General features: G+C 47.7%; 19 protein-coding genes. 9 read left to right on the top strand and 10 right to left on the bottom strand.

Features of this window, described 5'->3' with window-relative positions; genetic code table 11:
* On the top strand, nucleotides 1-1,750 hold a 1,750-nt coding region (locus D9Y29_RS21000), incomplete at its 5' end, for a M28 family peptidase (protein ID WP_241238004.1).
* A gap of 33 nt (nucleotides 1,751-1,783) precedes the next feature.
* Here D9Y29_RS21000 and D9Y29_RS20995 read toward each other — a convergent pair.
* Nucleotides 1,784-2,461 (bottom strand): GNAT family N-acetyltransferase, encoded by a 678-nt coding sequence (locus D9Y29_RS20995; RefSeq protein ID WP_127131958.1) that lies wholly within the window; start codon nucleotides 2,459-2,461, stop codon nucleotides 1,784-1,786.
* 387 nt (nucleotides 2,462-2,848) lie between these two features.
* Here D9Y29_RS20995 and D9Y29_RS20990 point away from each other — a divergent pair, with 387 nt between their 5' ends.
* Entirely contained in the window at nucleotides 2,849-3,793 is a 945-nt protein-coding gene (locus D9Y29_RS20990; protein ID WP_164735505.1) for a helix-turn-helix transcriptional regulator, read from the top strand.
* A gap of 8 nt (nucleotides 3,794-3,801) precedes the next feature.
* On the opposite strand, the gene D9Y29_RS20985 is transcribed toward D9Y29_RS20990, so the two are convergent.
* The 8 genes from D9Y29_RS20985 to ade form a co-directional block, all read right to left on the bottom strand.
* Complete coding sequence (locus D9Y29_RS20985; RefSeq protein WP_127131954.1) at nucleotides 3,802-5,040, bottom strand: FecR domain-containing protein; 1,239 nt, start codon at nucleotides 5,038-5,040, stop codon at nucleotides 3,802-3,804.
* Between the two features lie 134 nt (nucleotides 5,041-5,174).
* On the bottom strand, nucleotides 5,175-5,762 hold the full coding sequence (locus D9Y29_RS20980) for an RNA polymerase sigma factor (protein WP_164735504.1): 588 nt from the start codon (nucleotides 5,760-5,762) through the stop codon (nucleotides 5,175-5,177).
* A 312-nt stretch (nucleotides 5,763-6,074) separates the two neighbouring features.
* Nucleotides 6,075-6,839 (bottom strand): LytR/AlgR family response regulator transcription factor, encoded by a 765-nt coding sequence (locus tag D9Y29_RS20975; protein ID WP_127131950.1) that lies wholly within the window; start codon nucleotides 6,837-6,839, stop codon nucleotides 6,075-6,077.
* Nucleotides 6,836-7,873 (bottom strand): sensor histidine kinase, encoded by a 1,038-nt coding sequence (locus D9Y29_RS20970; protein WP_127131948.1) that lies wholly within the window; start codon nucleotides 7,871-7,873, stop codon nucleotides 6,836-6,838. Before D9Y29_RS20970 ends, D9Y29_RS20975 begins: the two co-directional genes overlap by 4 nt.
* A gap of 9 nt (nucleotides 7,874-7,882) precedes the next feature.
* Nucleotides 7,883-8,245, bottom strand: coding sequence for a DUF4288 domain-containing protein (locus D9Y29_RS20965; protein WP_127131946.1), 363 nt, complete (start codon nucleotides 8,243-8,245; stop codon nucleotides 7,883-7,885).
* A 29-nt stretch (nucleotides 8,246-8,274) separates the two neighbouring features.
* Entirely contained in the window at nucleotides 8,275-9,045 is a 771-nt protein-coding gene (locus D9Y29_RS20960; RefSeq protein WP_127131944.1) for a LiaF transmembrane domain-containing protein, read from the bottom strand.
* A 109-nt stretch (nucleotides 9,046-9,154) separates the two neighbouring features.
* Nucleotides 9,155-9,787, bottom strand: coding sequence for a Crp/Fnr family transcriptional regulator (locus D9Y29_RS20955; protein WP_127131942.1), 633 nt, complete (start codon nucleotides 9,785-9,787; stop codon nucleotides 9,155-9,157).
* Between the two features lie 183 nt (nucleotides 9,788-9,970).
* Nucleotides 9,971-11,653, bottom strand: coding sequence for an adenine deaminase (gene ade / locus D9Y29_RS20950; protein WP_127131940.1), 1,683 nt, complete (start codon nucleotides 11,651-11,653; stop codon nucleotides 9,971-9,973).
* Between the two features lie 129 nt (nucleotides 11,654-11,782).
* On the opposite strand from ade, the gene D9Y29_RS20945 reads away from it, so the two are divergent.
* The 4 genes from D9Y29_RS20945 to trmD all read left to right on the top strand — a co-directional run bounded on the left by D9Y29_RS20945 (nucleotide 11,783) and on the right by trmD (nucleotide 16,971).
* Nucleotides 11,783-14,239: a TIM-barrel domain-containing protein gene (locus tag D9Y29_RS20945; protein ID WP_127131938.1), complete on the top strand. Its 2,457-nt coding sequence runs from the start codon at nucleotides 11,783-11,785 to the stop codon at nucleotides 14,237-14,239.
* 60 nt (nucleotides 14,240-14,299) lie between these two features.
* Nucleotides 14,300-15,664, top strand: coding sequence for a dipeptidase (locus tag D9Y29_RS20940; RefSeq protein WP_127131936.1), 1,365 nt, complete (start codon nucleotides 14,300-14,302; stop codon nucleotides 15,662-15,664).
* Nucleotides 15,665-15,680: 16 nt separating this feature from the next.
* Nucleotides 15,681-16,088: an RNA-binding S4 domain-containing protein gene (locus D9Y29_RS20935; RefSeq protein ID WP_127131934.1), complete on the top strand. Its 408-nt coding sequence runs from the start codon at nucleotides 15,681-15,683 to the stop codon at nucleotides 16,086-16,088.
* 202 nt (nucleotides 16,089-16,290) lie between these two features.
* The gene (gene trmD / locus D9Y29_RS20930) at nucleotides 16,291-16,971 is read left to right on the top strand and encodes a tRNA (guanosine(37)-N1)-methyltransferase TrmD (RefSeq protein ID WP_127131932.1); all 681 of its coding nucleotides are present in this window, start codon (nucleotides 16,291-16,293) and stop codon (nucleotides 16,969-16,971) included.
* A gap of 524 nt (nucleotides 16,972-17,495) precedes the next feature.
* On the opposite strand, the gene D9Y29_RS20925 is transcribed toward trmD, so the two are convergent.
* Nucleotides 17,496-18,488, bottom strand: a complete 993-nt coding sequence (locus tag D9Y29_RS20925; protein ID WP_127131930.1) for a cation diffusion facilitator family transporter — start codon at nucleotides 18,486-18,488, stop codon at nucleotides 17,496-17,498.
* 10 nt (nucleotides 18,489-18,498) lie between these two features.
* On the opposite strand from D9Y29_RS20925, the gene D9Y29_RS20920 reads away from it, so the two are divergent.
* From D9Y29_RS20920 to hpt, 3 genes are read left to right on the top strand one after another with little or no spacing between them, the layout of a single operon-like run.
* Nucleotides 18,499-19,179 carry an O-methyltransferase gene (locus tag D9Y29_RS20920; RefSeq protein ID WP_241238003.1) on the top strand — a complete coding sequence of 227 codons (681 nt, stop codon included), beginning with the start codon at nucleotides 18,499-18,501 and terminating at the stop codon, nucleotides 19,177-19,179.
* Nucleotides 19,180-19,185: 6 nt separating this feature from the next.
* A complete protein-coding gene (locus D9Y29_RS20915; protein WP_127131928.1) occupies nucleotides 19,186-20,400 on the top strand; it encodes a glucosaminidase domain-containing protein in 1,215 nt (404 codons plus the stop codon).
* An 8-nt stretch (nucleotides 20,401-20,408) separates the two neighbouring features.
* Entirely contained in the window at nucleotides 20,409-20,945 is a 537-nt protein-coding gene (hpt, locus tag D9Y29_RS20910) for a hypoxanthine phosphoribosyltransferase (RefSeq protein ID WP_127131926.1), read from the top strand.
* The last annotated feature ends 26 nt before the right edge of the window (nucleotides 20,946-20,971 follow it).

The raw sequence follows: 20,971 nt of genomic DNA, 5'->3' as shown, positions 1-20,971 counted from the left end.
AGAAGTCACTCGCCGGGAGGCGAGCGACTGCCAGCCCCTGCTTAATCATACTAATCGCATGAGATCACTGCTATTGCCTTTATTGTTATTCTCTATTTCCGCAATTGCTCAACCTTCGTTGACAGAAAAAAAATATTCATCGCTCGCAAGAAAAAATTTCCGGGAGACCAATGCACTCAATACTGTTGCGTTTGTGGAAAGCCGTTGGAGACTTGCGGGTAATACAGGTTTCAATGAAAGTATCCACCTCGTGGAGAAGCAATTGAAAGAAGCAGGTTATGAAAATGAATCTACTGCGCCTGCAGGTGCAAGGCTTACCTATCGTATCGAACGTCGCGCCATGAACCGGCCAGCATGGGAGCCCGTGGATGCAGAAGTGGTCATAGAAGGAGAATCCATGCCGTTATTGAGCTTCAAGACCAACCGAAATATGATCTCCATCAATTCCGCTTCCACTCCCGAAGGGGGTGTAACGGCGGACCTGGTGCTGGTCCAAAATGAAGAAGACTGGAAACAAGATCTGAAAGGAAAGATCGTAATGAGCAATACGGATGTGTCAGGCGTTTATGCAAAAGCAATAAAGGCCGGCGCACTGGGAGCGCTCGGTTATGCCATGCCCACCTACACGCAACCGGAAAAATATACACACTCTATTCAGTTTGGCTCTATCGGCTACAATAAGAACAACCCGGGCTGGGGGATACGTTTATCTTATGCAGCGCGGGAGCGCCTGAAAGCTGCACTGGCAAAGGGGCCTGTGAAATTGAAAGTGATGGTGAGAACTAAGATCTACGATTCGGAAGAGCTCACTATTGTTGCCGATGTGCATGGCTCGGAGAAGCCTGATGAAAGGTTCGTATTCAGTGCGCATGTGCAGGAACCCGGCGCCAATGACAATGCAACGGGTGTGGGCACACTGGCCGAAATGGCGAGAGTGACTGCTGCGCTTGTGCATTCCGGTGAGCTGGACCCGAAACGCAGTATCACATTTTTATGGGGCGATGAAATTGTTTCTACCCGCAGGTATATCCTGGAGGACTCAAACAGGGCCCGCGGAATTAAATGGGGATGTAGTCTCGATATGGTGGGAGAAGATACGGAAAAAACAGGCGGCAGCTTCCTGATTGAAAAAATGCCCGATCCTTCAGCAGTCTGGACGAGAGGGAATGATAAGCATTCCGAATGGGGCGGAAGTCCTTTACCTGAATCTGCTATCGTTCCCCATTATTTCAACGACCTTTTGCTAACGCGCTGCCTGAATGAAGCGGCGGATAATAACTGGGTGGTAAATACCAATCCATTTGAAGGCGGCAGTGATCATACGCCATTCCTCAATGCGAAAATACCCGGATTACTGATGTGGCATTTCACTGATGTGTTCTATCATACCGATGCTGACCGGTTCGATAAAGTTTCCGGTGAAACCATGAAACATGTAGGTGTAAGTGCGCTGGTTACTTCCTGGTTGCTCACCACAGCAGAAAATAATACCGCCATTGCTTTGGTGAACGACCTGAAGAACAGTGCTGTCAGGCGTTTGGGTACGGAGTTGGCGTTGGGGGAGGAAAATATCAAAAAAGGAAATGCAGTGGGTGATGAAGCGCATATCCTGAAAGTATGGCAGCAATATTATGTGAATGTGCTGGAGACGATGAAAGATATTCCGGTTGAAGGGGCATCTTCTGCATTGGATAACGCTATTGAACAAGCGAAGAGGGAAGTTCAAAATAAAAAATACCGGCTGCGATAGTTCACTGCCGGTATTGATGAAAGAAGCTTGATCTTAGGCAACAATCTTTCTGCCGCAACGATACAGTTTTACTTTTTTGTCGGGCGTAATAACTTGCGCCTCCAGAGTAAATCCTGCTTTACTCAGTATACAATCCAGGTTACTGTCTTCATCCAGTGAGAACAGCAGTCTTTCCACTTCTGTAAATGAAAAGAAGAAATCCTGGAAGGTCTGAAGGATGCCCAATGTCCATTCCTGATTGTTTTCTTTTTCAGGGTCCATGAGCAGTTGAAGGCGGTAATCGCCGGGTTTTGCTTCATAGTAGGCGCTGATATCATCCTGAATGGCGTGATGAATATCCACCTGTGCAGCAGCAGTTTCATTTACCTGAACAAAGAAAGATTGTACGGAGCTGGAATCGGCGATGCAATTGTAGGTTTCATTGAGATGGCGGATATGCGCGTCTTTTTTCATGAACCTTGTAAAACGCCATGGGAGCCAGTTGTAGATCACCGGCAGATCAGTTCCGAGGCATAACAGCCTCACTTTCACGGTGAGCTGATTCAATGGAAAGAACCTGGTGCACACGGGGTGCTGTTGAATTGCAGCATAGGAAACAGGTTTACATAGCATAGTCCGTCCGATTTCAAGGGGACTGCTGCTCATAGGATGTGCTTCGAAATAACCTGTTGTAGCCTCTGCGGCGAACGGGAAATTAAAGCTGGTTGACATTGCTATAGTTTTTAAGTATGCCCAACCAGAGCCTGAGCCAATTCTAGCGTTTAAGGATTACAATGGGTGCAAATTAATTTCAGAGGGAGTAGATCTGCCAATTAACGCGTCTTCTTCCACGTTAATTGGCTGTTGAAAGGTGATAAATCAGCGGTAAAGAATCTAATTTGAAGGTAGTTTAAATTACAAAATAACCCAAAGCATCTAAGCATAAATACACAAAAACCCTTACAAATTGCGGCTGGTATTGGGAAAAAACTCCGCATAAAATAACGCGTTTTCAAACCAATGTTCGAAATTTGATAACCTGCCTCTGCGCAGGGACCTTGTTACTAATCAGATATTATTACCATGCCATTAAGCCTACTATCCGAAATCACCGGACAGGTGACCCTGTCCCCATGTATGCCCACCATGCTGTGGGAATACAAATTACCAGATGCAAAATGCCTTGTTGCTTCAGGCCCCAATGGGCAATACCTCCTCCAGGAACTGAGCGGCAGCAATTATTCCATCTGGTATAACACTTATCAGTTACCACATCAGGACGCACTTACCATCACCGATGATCATCCCTTGATCAGGATCCCCTTCATGATCCGCAACAGTTTTCACTACCAGGCGAAAGGACTTCCGGACTGGTGGATGCATGAAAGCTCGTTCGCCATGTACTATAACGCAAAGGGGCAAACGCAATTGAGGTTCGATAAGGACCGGCTCTATTCCAGTTTCGAGCTTTGCATCACTCCGGCATTCCTGAAGCCCATGGCTGCTCACTTCCCGCTGGCTGCAGCTTTGCTGGACCGCGCAAGCAGCAATGGAGCTGCACTGGCAGGCAGCGCTCCGCTGGTTGCCACGCCCGCAATGATGGCCATCATCAAAGACATCCTTAACAATACGTACACAGGCCCGCTGCGTCAATTGTACCTGGATGCCAAAGTGAATGAATTGTTGCTGATGGCCCTGCACAGGACTATCAACTACAAAGTGCCTGCCGCTGTAAAACTCAGTGAAGCGGAAGTGGAAACCATTTATGAGATGAAAGCTTTTTTGTTGAAGCAGCTGGACAGGTCTTATTCCGTAGAGCAACTCGCCAAACGCCGGGGGCTTACTGCCCACAAGCTGAAACGCGGATTCCTCAAGATCTACGGTGCAGGTATATTTGAATACCTGCTGGAAGCGAGGATGGAACGCGCCGGCGCGCTATTACATGAAACGCATATACCCGTTGAGCAGATCGCGCGCCTCACCGGCTATAAGAACATGGCGAATTTCTCGGTAGTATTCAAAAAGTATTTTGGATTTCCGCCACGTTATTTCAGGGGGAAATAAAACCCGGATCAGCGCATCACCGTAACCGTTTTACCATCGATGGCAAAGCGGACGATATTCGTTTTTTCCAGGATCTTCAGCATTTCTGACAGCTGGATATTGCGGGGGAAAGTGGCCACAAAACGGGCATCGATATTGTCTTTGAAAACGATTTTTACATCGTACCACCTGGATAATTGCCGCATGATTCCCTGGATGGGCTCGTTCTGGAAAATGAATTTTCCTTCCCGCCAGGCCACGGTACTGCTGGTGTCTGGTGTATTGATGGCTACATCTCCTTTGTTGTTGTAATCAGCCTGCTGCCCGGGCTGTATCAGTTTTGCCTGGCCGGGCTGTGAGGCAGGAACGATGCGCACTTTGCCGTGTAATAATGTGGTCCTTACCGTGGCTTCATCATTATAGGCATTCACATTAAAACGGGTGCCCAGCACCTGTACTTCACCGGTAGTTCCTGCGGCCTGCTGTATATTCACGATGAACGGAATTTTTGTTTGCCCTTTTTTCACTTGCACCACATCAAAGAAAGCTTCTCCTGAAACGGTCACCCTGCGTTCACTGCCGGTGAAGGACAGTGGAAAACGGATGGAGGAAGCTGCATTCAGCCAAACCTTCGAGCCATCGGGCAATACAACGCGGTACTGGCCGCCTGATGGAGTGCTGATGGTATTAAATAGGTCAGCGCCTTTATTGGCTACTTTGGAAGTACTGTATTCCAGTTTGTCTTCCGCAGTTTTTTGAATTGTGGCTTCGCCTTCATCGGCGAGCAGTCCGTTTGCAGACTGGTCAAGCCGGATGGTACGGCCGTCTGCGAGTTGAAGGGTGGCTACATTGCCGCCCGGCGCAATATCATTCAGGTAACGATTGGCGGGATCATCCTTCGCCTGCAGTGGTGGCACATTTCTGAAAAAATAGTACCAGCTGCCAAGCGAAACAATAAACACTGCTGCTGCGGCAACAGCGATCCTCAGCCAACGCCTGCGGCTTTGTGCAGGTGCGGGCGTATCGAATGGGCCGGTATCCTGGTCCTGCGACTGATATTTATTGACGAATTTTTCGTACCCGGAATCAACGTCTATTTTATCCAGCTCTGCAATACCTTTCTTCACCCATTCTTCCTTATGTACAAACTGAAAGATATTATGACGTTGGTCTGAGGCAAGCCATTGTTCCAGTTCCGCTTTTTCATCAGCAGAAATATCTCCATCAAGGAATTTAGCTAACAGTTCTTCAATTCTATCGTTTGTCATTGGTATTTATTCGGTGGAAAAACGGCGGTCAGGCTTCTGTGCCCGGAAATGACTTTGTATTGGCAACATGCGTGGGTCAGCCTGGAATGATTGCATAAAAGCTGTGCCTGGCGCGGGTTGGGAAAGATCAGATGTCAAAGGAAAAACTCAATCGAAATTAGCAAAAACAATTGGAAAAAGGTGGAGTGCGGCATCAGATTCTTTTTAACCAGTATTCCTCTCAACAGGTTCAGTGCTTTTGCTTTCTGGTTCAGAATTGTTTGAGGTGAGAGTTCCAGCTCATCTGCAATTTGTCTGGTGGTCATTCCTTTACTAAAGATCAGTTTGAAAATCTTGCGGCATTGTGGAGGAAGTTGTTCTATTTCGTTATACACTTCCTGCAGGATCCTGGCGCGCAGCATTTCATCGTCGGCCTGCGCATCGTTATAATCCATCAGGTTTTGCAGCTGGTCCTGGGTTGTTTCATTACGCGCGGTCCTTCTTAGATAATCGAGACATTCATTCCTTGTTGTAATGTATAGAAAAGCTTTCACATCACGGTATGTGGGGAATTGCTCAATGCGCCCTGTAAGCTTGAAGAAAGAAGTGCCAACGATGTCTTCCGCCTCATGTTTGTTATTCACCAGTTTCTCGGCAAAATAGATGAGCGGTTTATATAACCGGTTGAACAGTTCTCTTACCGCCTCCGGCTGCCTTCTGCGCAGCGCAGCAATTAACGCCATATCCGATTTCATTAGGAAAGATAGTTTTAGGATGCTGTAATTCATTGCCCGGCAGGATATAACCAGCCGCATCGGAAATTCGGATAAGGAATATGCTAAGGTTTGTCAGTTTATCAACACAAAAAAAATCAGGTGTCCATCACAGTTATATTATGGCCTGAACCAATGGGCTGCACGATAGAAATTGGATTTAACGAAAAGGGCGGTGAATATTTGGTTGGGTCAGCGAACCGGCGGAAATGATGGGGATGAAAATAATCGAAAAAACCGAAAGGAAAAATAGAGTGGCATTTTTGGTGAATAAATTCTTTTTCAGATTCCCAATACTGTTTTGAGTTTAGCATAGCCAGTCTTACTTACGGGAACGGTCACGGGATTGGTGCCACCGGTATTGAGAACAGCCAGGTAACTTTCTTTCTCGTAGGCATCCAGTCTGGTGATAATCTGTACATTAACGATATAGGAACGATGGGTCCTCACAAACTGGCGGGGATCCAGTGTCTGCTCAAAATGCGTCATGGTCTTGTTCTTCAGGAACACGCCATCAGCAGTATGTACTTTCACATAATCATCATCAGCTTCCAGGTAGAGTACTTCATGAATGGGAATGATGCGGATCTTACTACCTGTTTTCACCACGATGCGCTGATTTTGCGGCGAACCTGTTGCGGCTTCCTGCAAAAGTGATTCGGTTTGTTCTTTTGAAGCGGTGGGTTGTTGCTGGTTTTGCTGATCGATCCATTTGCGGAGGGCCTTATCGAACCTTTCCTGGCTGAAAGGTTTCAGCAGGTAGTCCACAGCGTTATTCTCGAAGGCCTTGAGGGCATATTCATCAAAAGCGGTAGTAAAGATGATGGCTGGCGGATTGTCTATGAGTTCCAGCATTTCGAAGCCATTGATCTTGGGCATCTGCACATCCAGGAAAACCAGGTCCGGCTGGTGTTGCTGGATGGCTTTCACACCTTCGAAACCATCGTTACATTCCTGTACCACTGTGATCTCCGGGAATGCCTGGAGGTATTCGTTCACGATCATTCGCGCCAGGGGCTCATCGTCTATCAGTATTGCTTTGATCATAGCTGTGGAATTTTGATGGTAGTGATGAAGATATTATTGGCCGATGTGGTGCTCAGCAGGTCCTGACGCCCGAATAGCAGGTAAAGCCTTCTGCGTGCAGAATGGAGCCCAAAGCCGGTTCCCGACTGTGGCGCCGCCGTTGCCGGATCGAAAGGGTTTTGCACTGTCAGTGTGAGCATATTGTTTTGAATGGCGGCTTCGATCCTGATCTCCACTTCTCCGGTGGTGTCGTACAACCCGAATTTGATGGCATTCTCTACAACGGGCTGCAAAAGCATATGCGGGATCTGGAGTTCGCTGGTGTTGTCTGATTGTGTGATCACTGTCTGCAGGCGATGGCCGAACCTTACTTTTTCTATTTCGAGATACAGTTGCAGGTGTTTCAGTTCATCCGCGAGACTGATCCATTGTTGTTCTTCTTTTCTGAGTGTGCCGCGCAGGAAATCTGATAGTTGCTGGATCATCTTCCTGGCTTCGGCAGGCTTGAAGCTAACGAGGGCGCTGATGGAATTGAGGCTGTTGAAAAGAAAATGTGGTTGCAGTTGTTGTCTTAACTGGTAGAGCTCTGCATCACGTGCGATCTTTTCGGCATCTGCCCTTCTTTTTTCCTGGTCCTTTTGTTCTTCCAGTGTGTACCAGAGTTCAGACACAAGCGCTACGCCTCCGGTCATCAGCAGGGCGATGCTGAAGCGGACTCCTTTGGAATGCTCCAGTATTTCCATGTACTGCGGATCATCTCCCATGGTGGATTTGAGGATATAATAAGCGCCACACATGGTGAGGGCGCTCAGTGCGCTGCAGATGAGAAGGAGGTAAGGCAGCAATCCTTTTCTCGGCCGGTAATAATGCAGGTTGGCAATAAGAAGGAAGCAGCATACCAGCAAAACGGAGTTGTTGATGGCAGCATCGATGGAGCTGTCGTTCCAGCTGAGACCCCATTCATTCAGCACATAGGCATGCAGGGTGGTCCAGAGCAACCAGTTGCCCAGAACAATCAGCTTGTTCCGCCTTGATGCCAGAATGGATGCGGCCATTATTCAGATTTAGAATAGTTGCAGGATCTTATGAGTGATATTGTTCTGTATATGCGCAGCTTTGCGGTGCACCATTTCAGTGAACAGCTCTGCATTGTCGGTTTCCTGGATGCGGGAGTAAAGTTCAGCTCCGTCTATGAGGGCTGAAAGCTGGTAGAGTTCGCTCACGTTGATGAATTCCCATCTTACCATTTTTTCGTTCTCGTTCAGGAAGTCCTCTTCTTCCTGTGTACCGATGACAGTAGCCTTTTCGAAAGCGCTGGTTTCGTTTTCTGCTGAGATCAACCTGAGTTGTTCATCAAACTGCGCATGTTGATCTCCGTCAGTTCCGCAGCGTATCCGGTAAACGATCTTTGCGAGGTACCAGTTCATAAAATGGATTTAAAGGAAGATAAATTTGTTTAATAGCTTCTTATATCGAGCCCACCGAAAATGATGGTGCCGCGGATGATCAGTTTTTTGGTGGGATCTGTTGGAACAGAAATATTGCGTTTGTCGTCTATCCCGCCAAATACAGCTACGGCTTCTGAAGTGCTCACTTCCCAGTGGGAGGGCACCTGCAGTTTTACGCCACCGAAAAGGTGAACTACTTCGAGGATGATAGTGCCATTGAAATCGGCGTTCAGCAGGTTCACTTCACCCCCTCCGAAGATGGTAACGATCTCGCCACCACGAAAATTCTTGTTGTAAACAGTCTTCTTGATTCCTCCGAAAACTGCTATCAGTTCCAGATGCTGGTCTTCCGTGACAGGGCCGGAATCATCAGTAACAAAGCCATACTGTTTGTCTTCGTTCCTTCTTTTCCTGGAGAACCAGCTTCCTTTGGCGCCATATAGAACAATGAGTCCTACGGCGATGAAGGCTACAGGAAGTATGAAACGATAAACCTGTACATCGGGAAATAATCTGCTGATAAGGAAGAATGCACCAACTCCTGAAACAACCAGCCAGGAGAAGTCTCTGAATTTATTGGAGACGCCAATGGCAAGTCCGATCACGATGAGGCCCATGGGCCAGGAGATGATCCAGGAGGGGAAATCAACGCCGAGTGTGTTGAGTAACAGGATGGCTCCCACTGCCAACAGGATCAGCCCTGCCCACAAATTCTTTTTGTTTCTGGGTGGGTGCTGCTGATCCTGATTGCTGGCTGAATCCTGCTGTATACTGTCCATTTGCTTATTTTTCAACAAATCTACAGTCAGGGATGCGTACCAGCAAGCTTTGGCCTGCTATTGGCGTTCGGGTTCCGGTGAATGCCGGAAAATGGTCGGTGAAATTTCTTTATTGCCTGCTTTGCGAGAGTTTGCTGCGGATGCGGCTCAGCGTTTCCAGTGTCATTCCCAGGTAGGAGGCGATGAATTTTAGGGGAACACGGTTCAGCAGCTGGCTCTTGGTGGCAATGAAATGTTTGTATTTGGAAGTGGCTTCTGTGAGGCGTGCAATGAAGGCGCGCTCTTCCGCATCGCGATAATATTTCTCATAGATCTTCCTGCCAACGATATTGGCTTCCGGAAAATTCTCGTAGAGATATTGCAGGTCATCATAGTGAAGTCCTGTAAGTTCGCAATCTTCGATGGCCTGCACATTCTCTGCTGTGATCTGTTGCAGTTGAAAACTGGCGATGGCCGAAACGAATTCGCCTTCACCTGTGATCCAGGTGGTGATATCTTTGATACCATCTTTCACATAACCACGGAGAATTCCTTTTCGAACAAAGTAAAGGTGGGAGCAGACTTCACCGGATGTGAACAACATTTCGTTCTTGCGTAACCGGTGGGCAAAGCTTTTCTGGTTCACATACGCCTGTGCATCCGCGCTGATTGGGTTCAATACTTTCGCAACGGTCACTATGGGAGATTCAGGCATAGTGGTTCTGGACATCCACTGTTCGGCTGGCTGATTGTGTAAAGGCATACTACGATCTATAAATGTTTAGGTTGGGGGTTCACAAAAACATAGGTTCCTGATCAGGGATTACGGTAGTTCATCTAATCTTCCAGAGGACAGTGAGATACTAGTTGACCCGAATTGGGTAATTAAAGATAGCAAAAAGAATCACTTGTAATGAAAGTTATTTGTATAAATAAGTGATTTCCTTTACTGTATTAATGCAAACTGGTCACCATCAAAAATACCCAGATCACTTAGTTTCAGATGTGGGATCACCAGTAATGCCATAAAACTTAAGGTCATGTAAGGAGCGGATAATGGAGTACCCAAACTCTTGGCAAGATGGTCCATAGCGGTGTATTTGGTGGCTACATTGAAGCCATCATCAGCGCTCATCAGGCCTGCGATCCCGAGCGGAAGGAGGTGTGTTTCAAGGGTATTGTGATGAAAACTGCTGTCTTTGAAGCGGACGATGCAACTGATGCCGCCCTGTGTGGCGATCACTGCATTTACGGCCATGCAGATGGCTTCATCATCTGTTCCAACGGCTACGATATTATGACTGTCGTGCGCCACCGAAGATCCGATAGCGCCGTTCTTCAATCCGAAATTTTTAATGAAAGCCCGGGCGGCCGGCTTCCCGTGATTGTACCTGTTCACCACTACTATTTTCAGCAGGTCGCGGTCCTGGTCGGATACCATCATCCCGTCTTTGACCGTTGGCGCCATGTTCAGCCGGTTGGTGATCAGCTGCCCGTCCAGCGCTTCGATCACGGGTATGGTAGCTTCCCCATTGTAAGGGATCTTGAAATAGGAGATCCTTTTCGGTTCTGCATGGAAGTTATTGATGGGCTGAATGGCTTGTCTTGCTATCAGCGACACACCTTTATCAGCTACCAGCTTTCCATCTATATAAGTGCTGATCACTTTGAACTGTTGCAGATCTTTCACGAGAATACAATCCGCAGGGTCGCCTTCGCGCAGCAAACCTGTATTCAATCCGTAATGCACGGCAGGATTGATGCAGGCAGCTTTCAGCACTTTGAAAACATCGATGCCTCTTGCCACTGCTCTTGCGCAAAGCTGATTAATATGACCTTCAACCAGGCTGTCGGGATGCTTGTCGTCACTGCAGAACATCATATTATCTGCATGATCGTGCATGAGATCGATCAGTGCTTCAAAATTCCTGGCAGCGCTTCCTTCACGAATGAGCACCTTCATGCCGAGCGATAATTTCTCTCCGGCTTCTTCACGGGTGAAACATTCATGGTCTGTACTGATGCCGGCGGCGATATATTGTTGCAGCGCTTCCCCACGAAGTCCGGGAGCATGTCCGTCAACAGGTTTGCCAAGCCTGTGGGCCGCTTCGATCTTTTCCATCACTTCCGGGTCCCTGTGCAATACTCCCGGAAAGTTCATCATCTCACTCAGGTATTTTACCGCATCTTTTTGTAGTAATGCTTCTACTTCTTTTGCATCCAGGCTGGCTCCTGCGGTTTCAAACCTGGTGGCAGGCACGCAGCTCGGGGCACCGAAATAGAATTTGAAAGGCACCGTATTGCCATTTTCGATCATGAATTCAACACCCTTCATACCACAGACATTGGCAATTTCATGGGGATCGCTGACGGTAGCAACTGTGCCATGCAATACGGCGATCCTCGCAAATTCCGAGGGCACCAGCATGGAACTTTCAATATGTACATGACTGTCTATGAAGCCGGGAAGTAAGAAAGGAGGTGATTCGCCTGGCCAGGAAGCTGCCAGTTGATCAGGGCTGATCTCACGGATGAATGCGATCTTTCCATCCGCGATGAAAACCTCGGCTGGATAGATCTTTTCCCCTGTGATGTCTACTAAGTTCGCCTGTATCGTGTGGCTGGCCATAACGAAATGATCTTGCTAATATAGTTAAAAATCATTCGGGGGGATACACCTTCCCGTTCAATATTTAATAATCTGATCCCGAATCAGTAAGTTGCAATCCTAATTCCTAAAACACAATTCATAACGAATATGAGTAACCGAAAAATACTGTTATTGATTGGGTTCTCGTTGCTGATGGTGGCAGCCTCAGCGCAGCAGGTGATCGTGAACAATGTAGGAAAAGATCCTTTCAATGGCAAGGCTACCGAAGTGGTTTTTAAGGGAAAGGACGGACAATGGGTGTTTACACCCTATGGCAACCTGGTGATCAAAAGCACCTACCGCCCATCGGATTATAACCGTAACGAGCTGATGAGCAATGCAGTGATCGGTAATCCGCAACCCACGCAAACCAAAATTACTGTTGCCAACTCACAGACCATCGAGTTCGGGAACGGGCTCAGCGTGGTAATTCAGCGGGACAAGCTCTATTTCCGGCAGGGCAGGGAAATAAAAGTGAAGAACGCAACTTATTTTGCGCAGGACAATAACCGCGGTTTCCGTTTCATGCTCAGCGATGGTGAACGCTGGCTGGGGGGCGGTGAGCGCGCCATTCCGATGGACCGCCGCGGCTACAGGATCAACCTGTACAACAGTCCCTCCTATGGTTATGGGCTGGGGGCGGAGAACCTCAATTTTTCTGTGCCCATCCTGATTTCTTCCAATGGCTATGCACTTTTCTTCGATAATCCTTCCAAAGGTTATTTTGATATTGGCCTCACTGATAAAACCACGCTGGAAGCAGGTTTCGTGAGCGGCGAACTCAACTTCTACGTAGTGTTCGGCAGGAACCTGGATGAGATCATGTTCAATTATACTTCTATCACCGGAAGACAACCCCTGCCACCACGTTGGGCCCTGGGCAATTTTATGTCGCGATTCGGATACCGTAGCGAAGAACAGGTGAAAGACATTGTATCAAAAATGCAGGCTGCAAAATTTCCTGTCGATGGTCTCATTTTCGATCTTTTCTGGTTCGGAGATGATATCAAAGGAACACTCGGCAATTTCGATTGGGTAAACACCAACAAATGGCCAGACCCTAAAAACATGCTCACACAATTCCGTCAGCAGCATATCAGGAGCGTTCTGATCACAGAACCATTCTTTCTGAAAGGTACACGCAATTATGCAGAAGCCACACCTTTCCTGGCAACGGATGCAAGTGGAAAGCCATTCACATACCAGGACCTTTATTTTGGAGAAGGCGGACTGATAGATATTTTCAGAAAGCCGGCGCGCGAGTTCATGTGGAAGCTGTACAAAAAGCAGGTAGCCAATGGCGTTAGTGGATGGTGGAGCGATCTGGGCGAACCGGAAAAGCATCCCAATTCCATCATGCATAACCTGAAAGACCAGGGTATCAACAGACCCGTTAGTGCCGATGAGGTCCATAATCTCTACGGCCATCAGTGGAGTGCGATGCTGTATGAAAAATACCGCGATGATTATCCTGATCAACGGCTCTTCCATCTCAACCGCGCAGGATTTGCCGGGAGCCAGCGTTACAGCGTGTTTCCCTGGACAGGCGATGTAGCCCGCAGCTGGAGCGGCCTCAAGGCGCAATGGCCTGTGATGATGGGCATGAGCCTCAGCGGACTTCCCTATGTGCATTCCGATGCCGGTGGATTTGCCATGGCGGAAAAAGCAGATGCAGAATTGTATACCAGGTGGTTGCAGTTCGCTGCATTCACGCCTGTATTCCGGCCCCATGGAACGGCGCTGGAAGATTATGATAAAACTGTAAAGAGCATTCCGTCTGAACCGGTATTCTGGGATGCGAACACTCAGGAAATCGTAAAAAAGTATATCCGTCTCCGTTATGAACTATTACCTTATAATTATTCACTTACCTACGAACAGGCAGCAAAAGGAAAACCATTGATGCGTCCTTTGTATTATTATGATTACAGCGATCCTGAAACATTCAATGCCACCGATCAATATTTCTGGGGCGACAATCTGCTGGTAGCGCCTGTGATGACGGAATCCGCCACTTCCAGGAAAGTATACCTGCCGGAAGGACAATGGTATCGTTTCTCCGATAGCAAATTACTGGAAGGACGGCAATGGCTTGATCAAAATGCGGGGATCGATTATATGCCGCTCTATGCGAAGGCAGGCAGCTTCATTCCCGTTTGGCAAACCGATTCCGTGATACGCAATACAGCCACTTATGATTCCAAAAATATCAGCCTGATCTATTATCCCTCGGCAACATCATCTTCCTATATCTGGTACGATGATGATGGCGTGGAGCCACGCACACTGGAACGGGCAGAATATGAATTGATCACTTTTTCCGGGGCAACCCGTGGAAATATGATCAGTATCGAACTGAAAACAAACAATCCTGCGGCTTACAAACGCAAACAGGTTCGCAGTTTCACGATCCTGGTGCCGGGTGCAACCATCAAAGATGTATTGGTGAACGGCAAGCCCGGTAAAGTGGTGGCGGCAAAGCCGGTTATGCTGGCAACAGGACAGTTTTCCGCAGCCACCATCGTTTTCGATGGCAAGCCTGCAACAGTGGAGATCAAATTGTAATTGAAAAGATTTTATCTTCGCCCCCCGGAACGGCTGCTAAAACTTAAAAAAATTGCCATTATGCAAGTATGGAAAGATTACCAGGAAAAGAACAAAGATCGTTTCCTCGATGAACTCAAAGATCTGTTGCGCATCCCCAGTATCAGCGCCAACAGCGCCAATAAAGAAGACATGCGCAAATGCGCGGACGCCGTAAAACAACGACTCCTGGAAGCAGGCGCCGATAAGGCGGAAGTGATGGAAACAGCCGGCCATCCGGTTGTGTACGGAGAAAAGATAATCGATCCCTCCAAACCTACAGTGCTGGTGTATGGTCACTATGACGTTCAACCGCCAGATCCGCTGAACCTCTGGACCAGCGGGCCTTTTGAGCCGGTAGTGAAAGACGGAAAACTCTATGCGCGCGGCTCCGCCGACGATAAAGGCCAGGTGTACATGCACGTGAAGGCGCTGGAGATCATGAACAAAACAAATTCCCAACCCACTAATATCAAGTTCCTCATCGAAGGAGAAGAAGAAGTGGGATCACCCAATCTCGAAAAGTTTGTTGCCGATCACAAAGACCTGTTGAAATGCGATGTGATCCTGATCAGCGATAGCGCCATGATCTCCCTGGATACGCCATCCATGGATATCGGTATGCGCGGTCTCGCTTATATCCAGGTGGAAGTGACCGGTCCCAACCGTGATCTCCATTCCGGTGTTTACGGCGGCGCTGTTGCCAACCCCATCACTATGCTGGCCAGGATGATCGCCAGCTGTCATGATGAGAACAATCATATTACCATCCCCGGATTTTATGATGATGTGATCAATGTGTCTGACGATGAAAGGAAGATGCTGGGTCAGGCTCCTTACAATGAGAATGAATACAAAGCCGACCTCGGCGTACAATCACTCTGGGGTGAAAAAGGTTTCTCCACCAATGAGCGCACCGGTATCCGTCCAACGCTTGAGCTGAATGGTATCTGGGGTGGCTATACCCAGGAAGGAGCAAAAACGGTATTGCCTTCGAAAGCCTATGCAAAAATTTCTGCGCGTTTGGTCCCCAATCAAAGCTCAGAAAAGATCACTGCGATGATGCTGGAGCATTTTAAAAAGATCGCTCCGGAAGGCGTTACCGTGAAAGCAGAGAACCTGCATGGTGGCGAACCTTATATGACCCCGATCGGATCGAAAGGTTACCAGGCAGCAAGCCAGGCTTACGAAACTACATTCGGTAAGAAACCCATTCCTGTTCGCGGTGGCGGAAGTATTCCTATCTGTACCACGCTGGAAAGGGAACTGGGTGTGAAGATCGTGTTCATGGGCTTTGGTCTGGACAGCGATAACCTGCACTCTCCCAATGAGAAATTCGATCTGGCCAATTTCTACAAGGGCATCGAAACGATCCCATATTTCCACCAGTTCTACGCGCAGCAATAAGCCGTAACTTTGGAACATGGCTGAAAAAGAGAAATTACGAATCGATAAATATTTATGGTCGATCCGTTTGTTCAAAACACGCACGCTGGCAACCGAAGCCTGCGACGGAGGGAAAGTGAAATGGAATGATAACAATGTAAAGCCTTCCAAATCCGTGAACATCGGAGAGATCTATGAAGTTAAAACAGCAGCCCGGAGATGGACCGTAAAGGTCACCGGGCTGCTGCATAACCGTGTTGCACACACGGAAGCGATCAAATTCTACGAAGACCTCACCCCGCCTGAAGAACTGGAACGCCTGCAATTCCAGGCCGCCAGCTTCCATACCGGCAAACGCCTCAGCAAAGTGGGGCGCCCCACCAAAAAACAAAGAAGGGATATTGAAGGATTCATGGACGAAGATGGAGCAGGGGGAGAAGATTAATCTCGCAGTGGCCTGTCGCTCGCGTCCCCGCGAGTGACTTCTATTTCGTCGCCTCCCGGCGACGCAANGTCCCCGCGAGTGACTTCTATTTCGTCGCCTCCCGGCGACGCAATGTTCGCCGGAGGCGAACAAATATTCCTCACTCGCCGGAGGCGAGCGAGTGAGCATCCTGATTGTTCATCATCTGCCTTATCTTTGCGCCATGCGTATCGATATTATTTCTGTTGTGCCCGAATTACTGGAGAGCCCGCTTTCCCATTCCATCATGAAAAGAGCCCGGGATAAGGGATTGCTGGAAGTTCATGTTCATCACCTGCGTCAATGGGCAGTGAATGAATACGGACAGGTAGACGATTACCAGTATGGAGGAGGAGCAGGAATGGTAATGATGCCCGAACCCCTCGCCAATGCCATCGAAACCCTGCAAAAAGACAGGACATATGATGAGATCATTTATGTAACGCCCGATGGTCCGCGCTTTGATCAATCCACCGCCAATCAACTCTCGCTGAAAGGCAATCTCATTATCATCTGCGGACATTACAAGGGTATCGATGAACGCATCCGCCAACATTTTGTAACGAAGGAGATCTCTATCGGCGATTATGTGCTGAGTGGAGGTGAACTGGCTGCGGCTGTGATCGTTGATGCAGTTGGAAGATTATTGCCTGGTGTGCTCAATGATGAAACTTCTGCGCTGATGGATTCTTTTCAGGATAACTTACTGGCTCCTCCCGTGTATACCCGGCCATCGGATTTCCGCGGCTGGAAGGTCCCTGACATCCTCATGAGCGGCGACCCCCTGAAGATCGCCGACTGGCGTTATGAACAGGCCGTTCAGCGTACTAAAGACAGAAGGCCTGATCTGCACAGTGATCAGTAAGTTATCGATGTGATTTTTTTTGAATGCACTTCCTGTTGATCAGTACTCTGCTAAAATGTAAATCAGCAGGTAAATGGTCAGGGTCATCAACAGACCTACTACGATTGTTTTCTTCATAAGAACGGATTTAAGTGTTCTTATAATTGCATGTACCGTGCCAAAGGGAAGTTTATCCACATAGGAAAAATACAGGGGAGATTACGAAAGGTGCCGAGAAAGAAACTAAGTTCAATCGCCAATGTTTTCAGTGAATCATTTCAACTTTGCTATTGTCTGTATTCTTCTGTGCCGGTCAAAATTGCCTGGAGCCCTTTTCCCAGGTTGCTTCAATTCTTACCCGACTTCTAAATTCTTGTAAAACACCAGGTATGATCTCTGATTTCATGTTCGGATAATTAGTTTGTTCGTAAAATACGAACAAGAAAAAATACCGAACAAATTCGATATTGAAAAGCTCTTTTTCTAAGACTTTCCTGGATATTTCCACATGACCAATCAATGCGGATTGTCAGATATTGTTGACACTAAAGAACATCCAGCGAATGCTTCCTGTCGCTCAGCAAATTCTTCAGGTCCCACTGTACTCTTGAAATAAACTCCTGCTTTCGCACGGTGCATTCAAACCGCTGACAGATACTGCAACTGAAATCCATGCAACCATCAACATGTACATTCATCTCGATACTATCCCCAAACTCACGCCGGATCAGACTTGTAAGCTCATCCACTTCCTGGTGTGCTTCATTCACATTAAAGTACCAGGGAACTGTGAGATGGCAATCGATATGTAGTTGTCCACCGTACTTGATCACACGAAGATTGTGCAGGTCTATCCAATTTGTACGACGGTTGGCATTGAGTACTTCCACCATTTTTTGCAGCAATTCTTTATCGGCCTCATCCATAATTCCTGCGAGTGATTTGCGAAGAATACCATAACCGGTATACAAGATGATCACCGCAATCAAAATGGCCATGATACTATCCAGCCAGGTCAATCCCGTGAACCTGATCAGGATCAATCCAATGATGATAGCGAATGTAGACCAGGTATCTGATTGCAGATGTTTACCGCTAGCGATGAGTGCTAGTGAGTTGTTCTTTTTACCTCTTTTGATACTGATGCTGCCCACCACAAAATTGATGAGGGCGGTAATGGCTACGAGAATAATGCCGCTGTCGAGTTTGGCAAGTACACGCGGATGAATAAAGCTCACAACTGATTCATAAATGATGATCAGTCCTGCGATCAATATGAGGGTCCCCTCCACGGCAGCTGATAAAAACTCCGCTTTACCATGACCGTAAGGATGGTCTTCATCCCTTGGTTTGGCGGCTACATACAAGCTGTATAATCCGATAAAGCCTGCGATCACATTCACGGTGCTTTCCAGTGCATCCGTAAGGATGGCAACTGAGTGCGTAAGGAAGTACGCAACAATTTTCAACAGGAAGAGAATCACAGCAACGGTTACAACCCACCGTTGGGTGCGGAGATTTTCGAGGCCGGTATTCAAAGCAAGCGATTTGCATAAAAGTACAAAGATTATCTTTGTAGAAACAGCAACTGTGGAACTGATACCAGCCATTGTAGAAGAATACGCAGCAAAATACACATCTCCTGAAGATGAACTGTTGCATGGGATCAATACAGAAACCTACGCCTCACATGCACAACCGCATATGTTGAGCGGTCATGTGCAGGGGCAGTTCCTGAGCATGATAAGCCAGATGTTGCAGCCGCGCCGTATACTGGAGATCGGAACTTTTACCGGTTATAGCGCCCTCTGCCTTGCAAAAGGCTTGTTAAAAGACGGCCTGTTGCACACAATTGAGCTCAGAGAGGCCGATGGAGCTGTGTCCCAGGCAAATTTCAATAGGTCAAATGACCGTGAAAAGATAATTTTGCACGTCGGGAATGCGTTACAGATCATACCCACCCTGCAGGAAACCTGGGACCTCGTGTTCATAGATGCAGATAAGGTTTCCTACATGGAATATTTCAACCTGGTTTTGCCTGCTGTAAGACCTGGTGGTGTGATACTGGCTGATAATGTCCTGTTCCATGGACAAGTACTGGAAGAGCCGGTAACAACAAAGAATGGCAAAGCCATGCAGCGCTTCAACGAAATGGTGCTGCAGGACGAAAGAGTGGAGCAGGTGCTGCTCACCATTAGAGATGGTTTACTCATGATCCGTAAAAAATAAAAAGGAATGCTGAAACGCTTATTGATTGTATTGCCGTTGCTGGCAACACTTTGTGTAAAGGCTCAGAAGAGCGCTGACATCCTGAATTATATCAACACCTACAAGGAAATGGCCATCCAGGAAATGGTGAGGACCGGTGTTCCTGCTTCCATCAAACTGGCGCAGGGCATTCATGAGACCATGGCCGGCAAGAGTCCGCTGGTGATGAAGTCCAACAACCATTTCGGCATCAAGTGCAAGAACACCTGGCAGGGTAAGAAGGTATATCATGATGATGATGCCCGCGGCGAATGTTTCCGTTCCTACTCAAGCGCCAGCGATTCCTACCTGGACCATTCCAATTTTCTTAAGAACAGTTCCCGCTACGCTTTCCTCTTTCAACTCGATCCCACAGATTATAAAGGCTGGGCATACGGTCTCAAAAAAGCCGGTTATGCTACCAATATCAAATACTCACAACTCCTCATCAGGCTGATCGAAGACTATAACCTGCAAGACTATTCGCTGATCGCATTGGGCAAACTGAAAAGACCGGACTTGATCCTGGCCAGCAACAAGCCTGAGATCGGTGAGCCGGTTGCTGTTGAAATGGTGCCTGCTGTTGTTGTGGAAACAAAGCCGGCCGTAGCAATGGCTCCGGTTGAACTCCTGTATCCTGAAGGGGAATTCAAGATCAATGATACCCGCGTTATTTATGCAAAGAGCGGCAGCTCCTTACTGGCCGTTGCCAAACAATATGATATCTCACTTCGTCGCCTGTTAGACTTCAACGATATGGAAAAGGAAGATGTGATCACTGAAGACCAGTTGCTCTACCTGCAACGCAAAAGAAAGACCGGTGTAGGTGAAGTACATGTGGTGCAGGAAGGTGAAACACTCTACGATATTTGTCAGACTGAAGGTATCCGTTTGGAGGCCATGCTGAAATACAATCACCTGAAAGAAGATGATGTGCCCGGCATCGGCGAACGTATCTACCTGCGCTCTTCTGCACCTGCAAGGCCCAGGCTGGCAACAGAACCAGCACTTGCGGCGGTGGTGAGAACCACGGCAGACAGCAGGCCTGCCATGACCAATATGTTCACACATGTGGTGCAAACCAAAGAAACCCTGTACAGCATCGCTAAGAAATACAGTGTAACAGTTGAAAAGATCCAGGAGTGGAACAGACTCCAGGGTGTTGATCTGAAGATCGGCCAATCGCTTGTCATTTATCAATAACTGATTCTATGAGCACCATCCGTGTACATGATAAGTCATTTGAACCATACCTGACTGCTGAAGTGATCAAAAAACGTATCCGTGAAATTGCAGCAGACCTGAACAGGGACTATGCAGGAAAACGACCTGTATTCATCGCGATCCTCAATGGCTCATTCATTTTTGCCGCTGACCTTTTCAAGGAGCTTTCGGTAGATGTGGAAGTCTGCTTCATCAAGCTGGCTTCGTATAAGGGTACGCGTTCTACAGGTCAGGTACTCACCGCAATTGGCCTCGATACAGATATATTCGGAAGGGATGTGGTGGTGGTCGAAGATATTGTGGATACCGGCAAAACCCTGAGCGAATTCCTCCCCCAGTTACACCACCAGCAGCCATCTTCCTTAAAGATCGTAGCTTTGCTTCACAAGCCTGAGGCTACCGTTTTTCCAATCCCCATCGATTACATCGGATTTGCTATTCCCAACAAGTTTGTAGTGGGCTATGGCCTTGATTATGACGGGCTGGGAAGAAATATCCCGGAGATCTACAAGCTCGCAGAATAATATTCCGGCTTCCGTACACTTGCAGG

This window comes from Pseudoflavitalea rhizosphaerae (genome assembly GCF_003991355.1).
In the GTDB taxonomy this organism is placed as follows: Bacteria; Bacteroidota; Bacteroidia; order Chitinophagales; family Chitinophagaceae; genus Pseudobacter; species Pseudobacter rhizosphaerae.
Note: the sequence above shows the minus strand (reverse complement) of the source record. Positions and strands in the feature narration are given on the sequence as shown.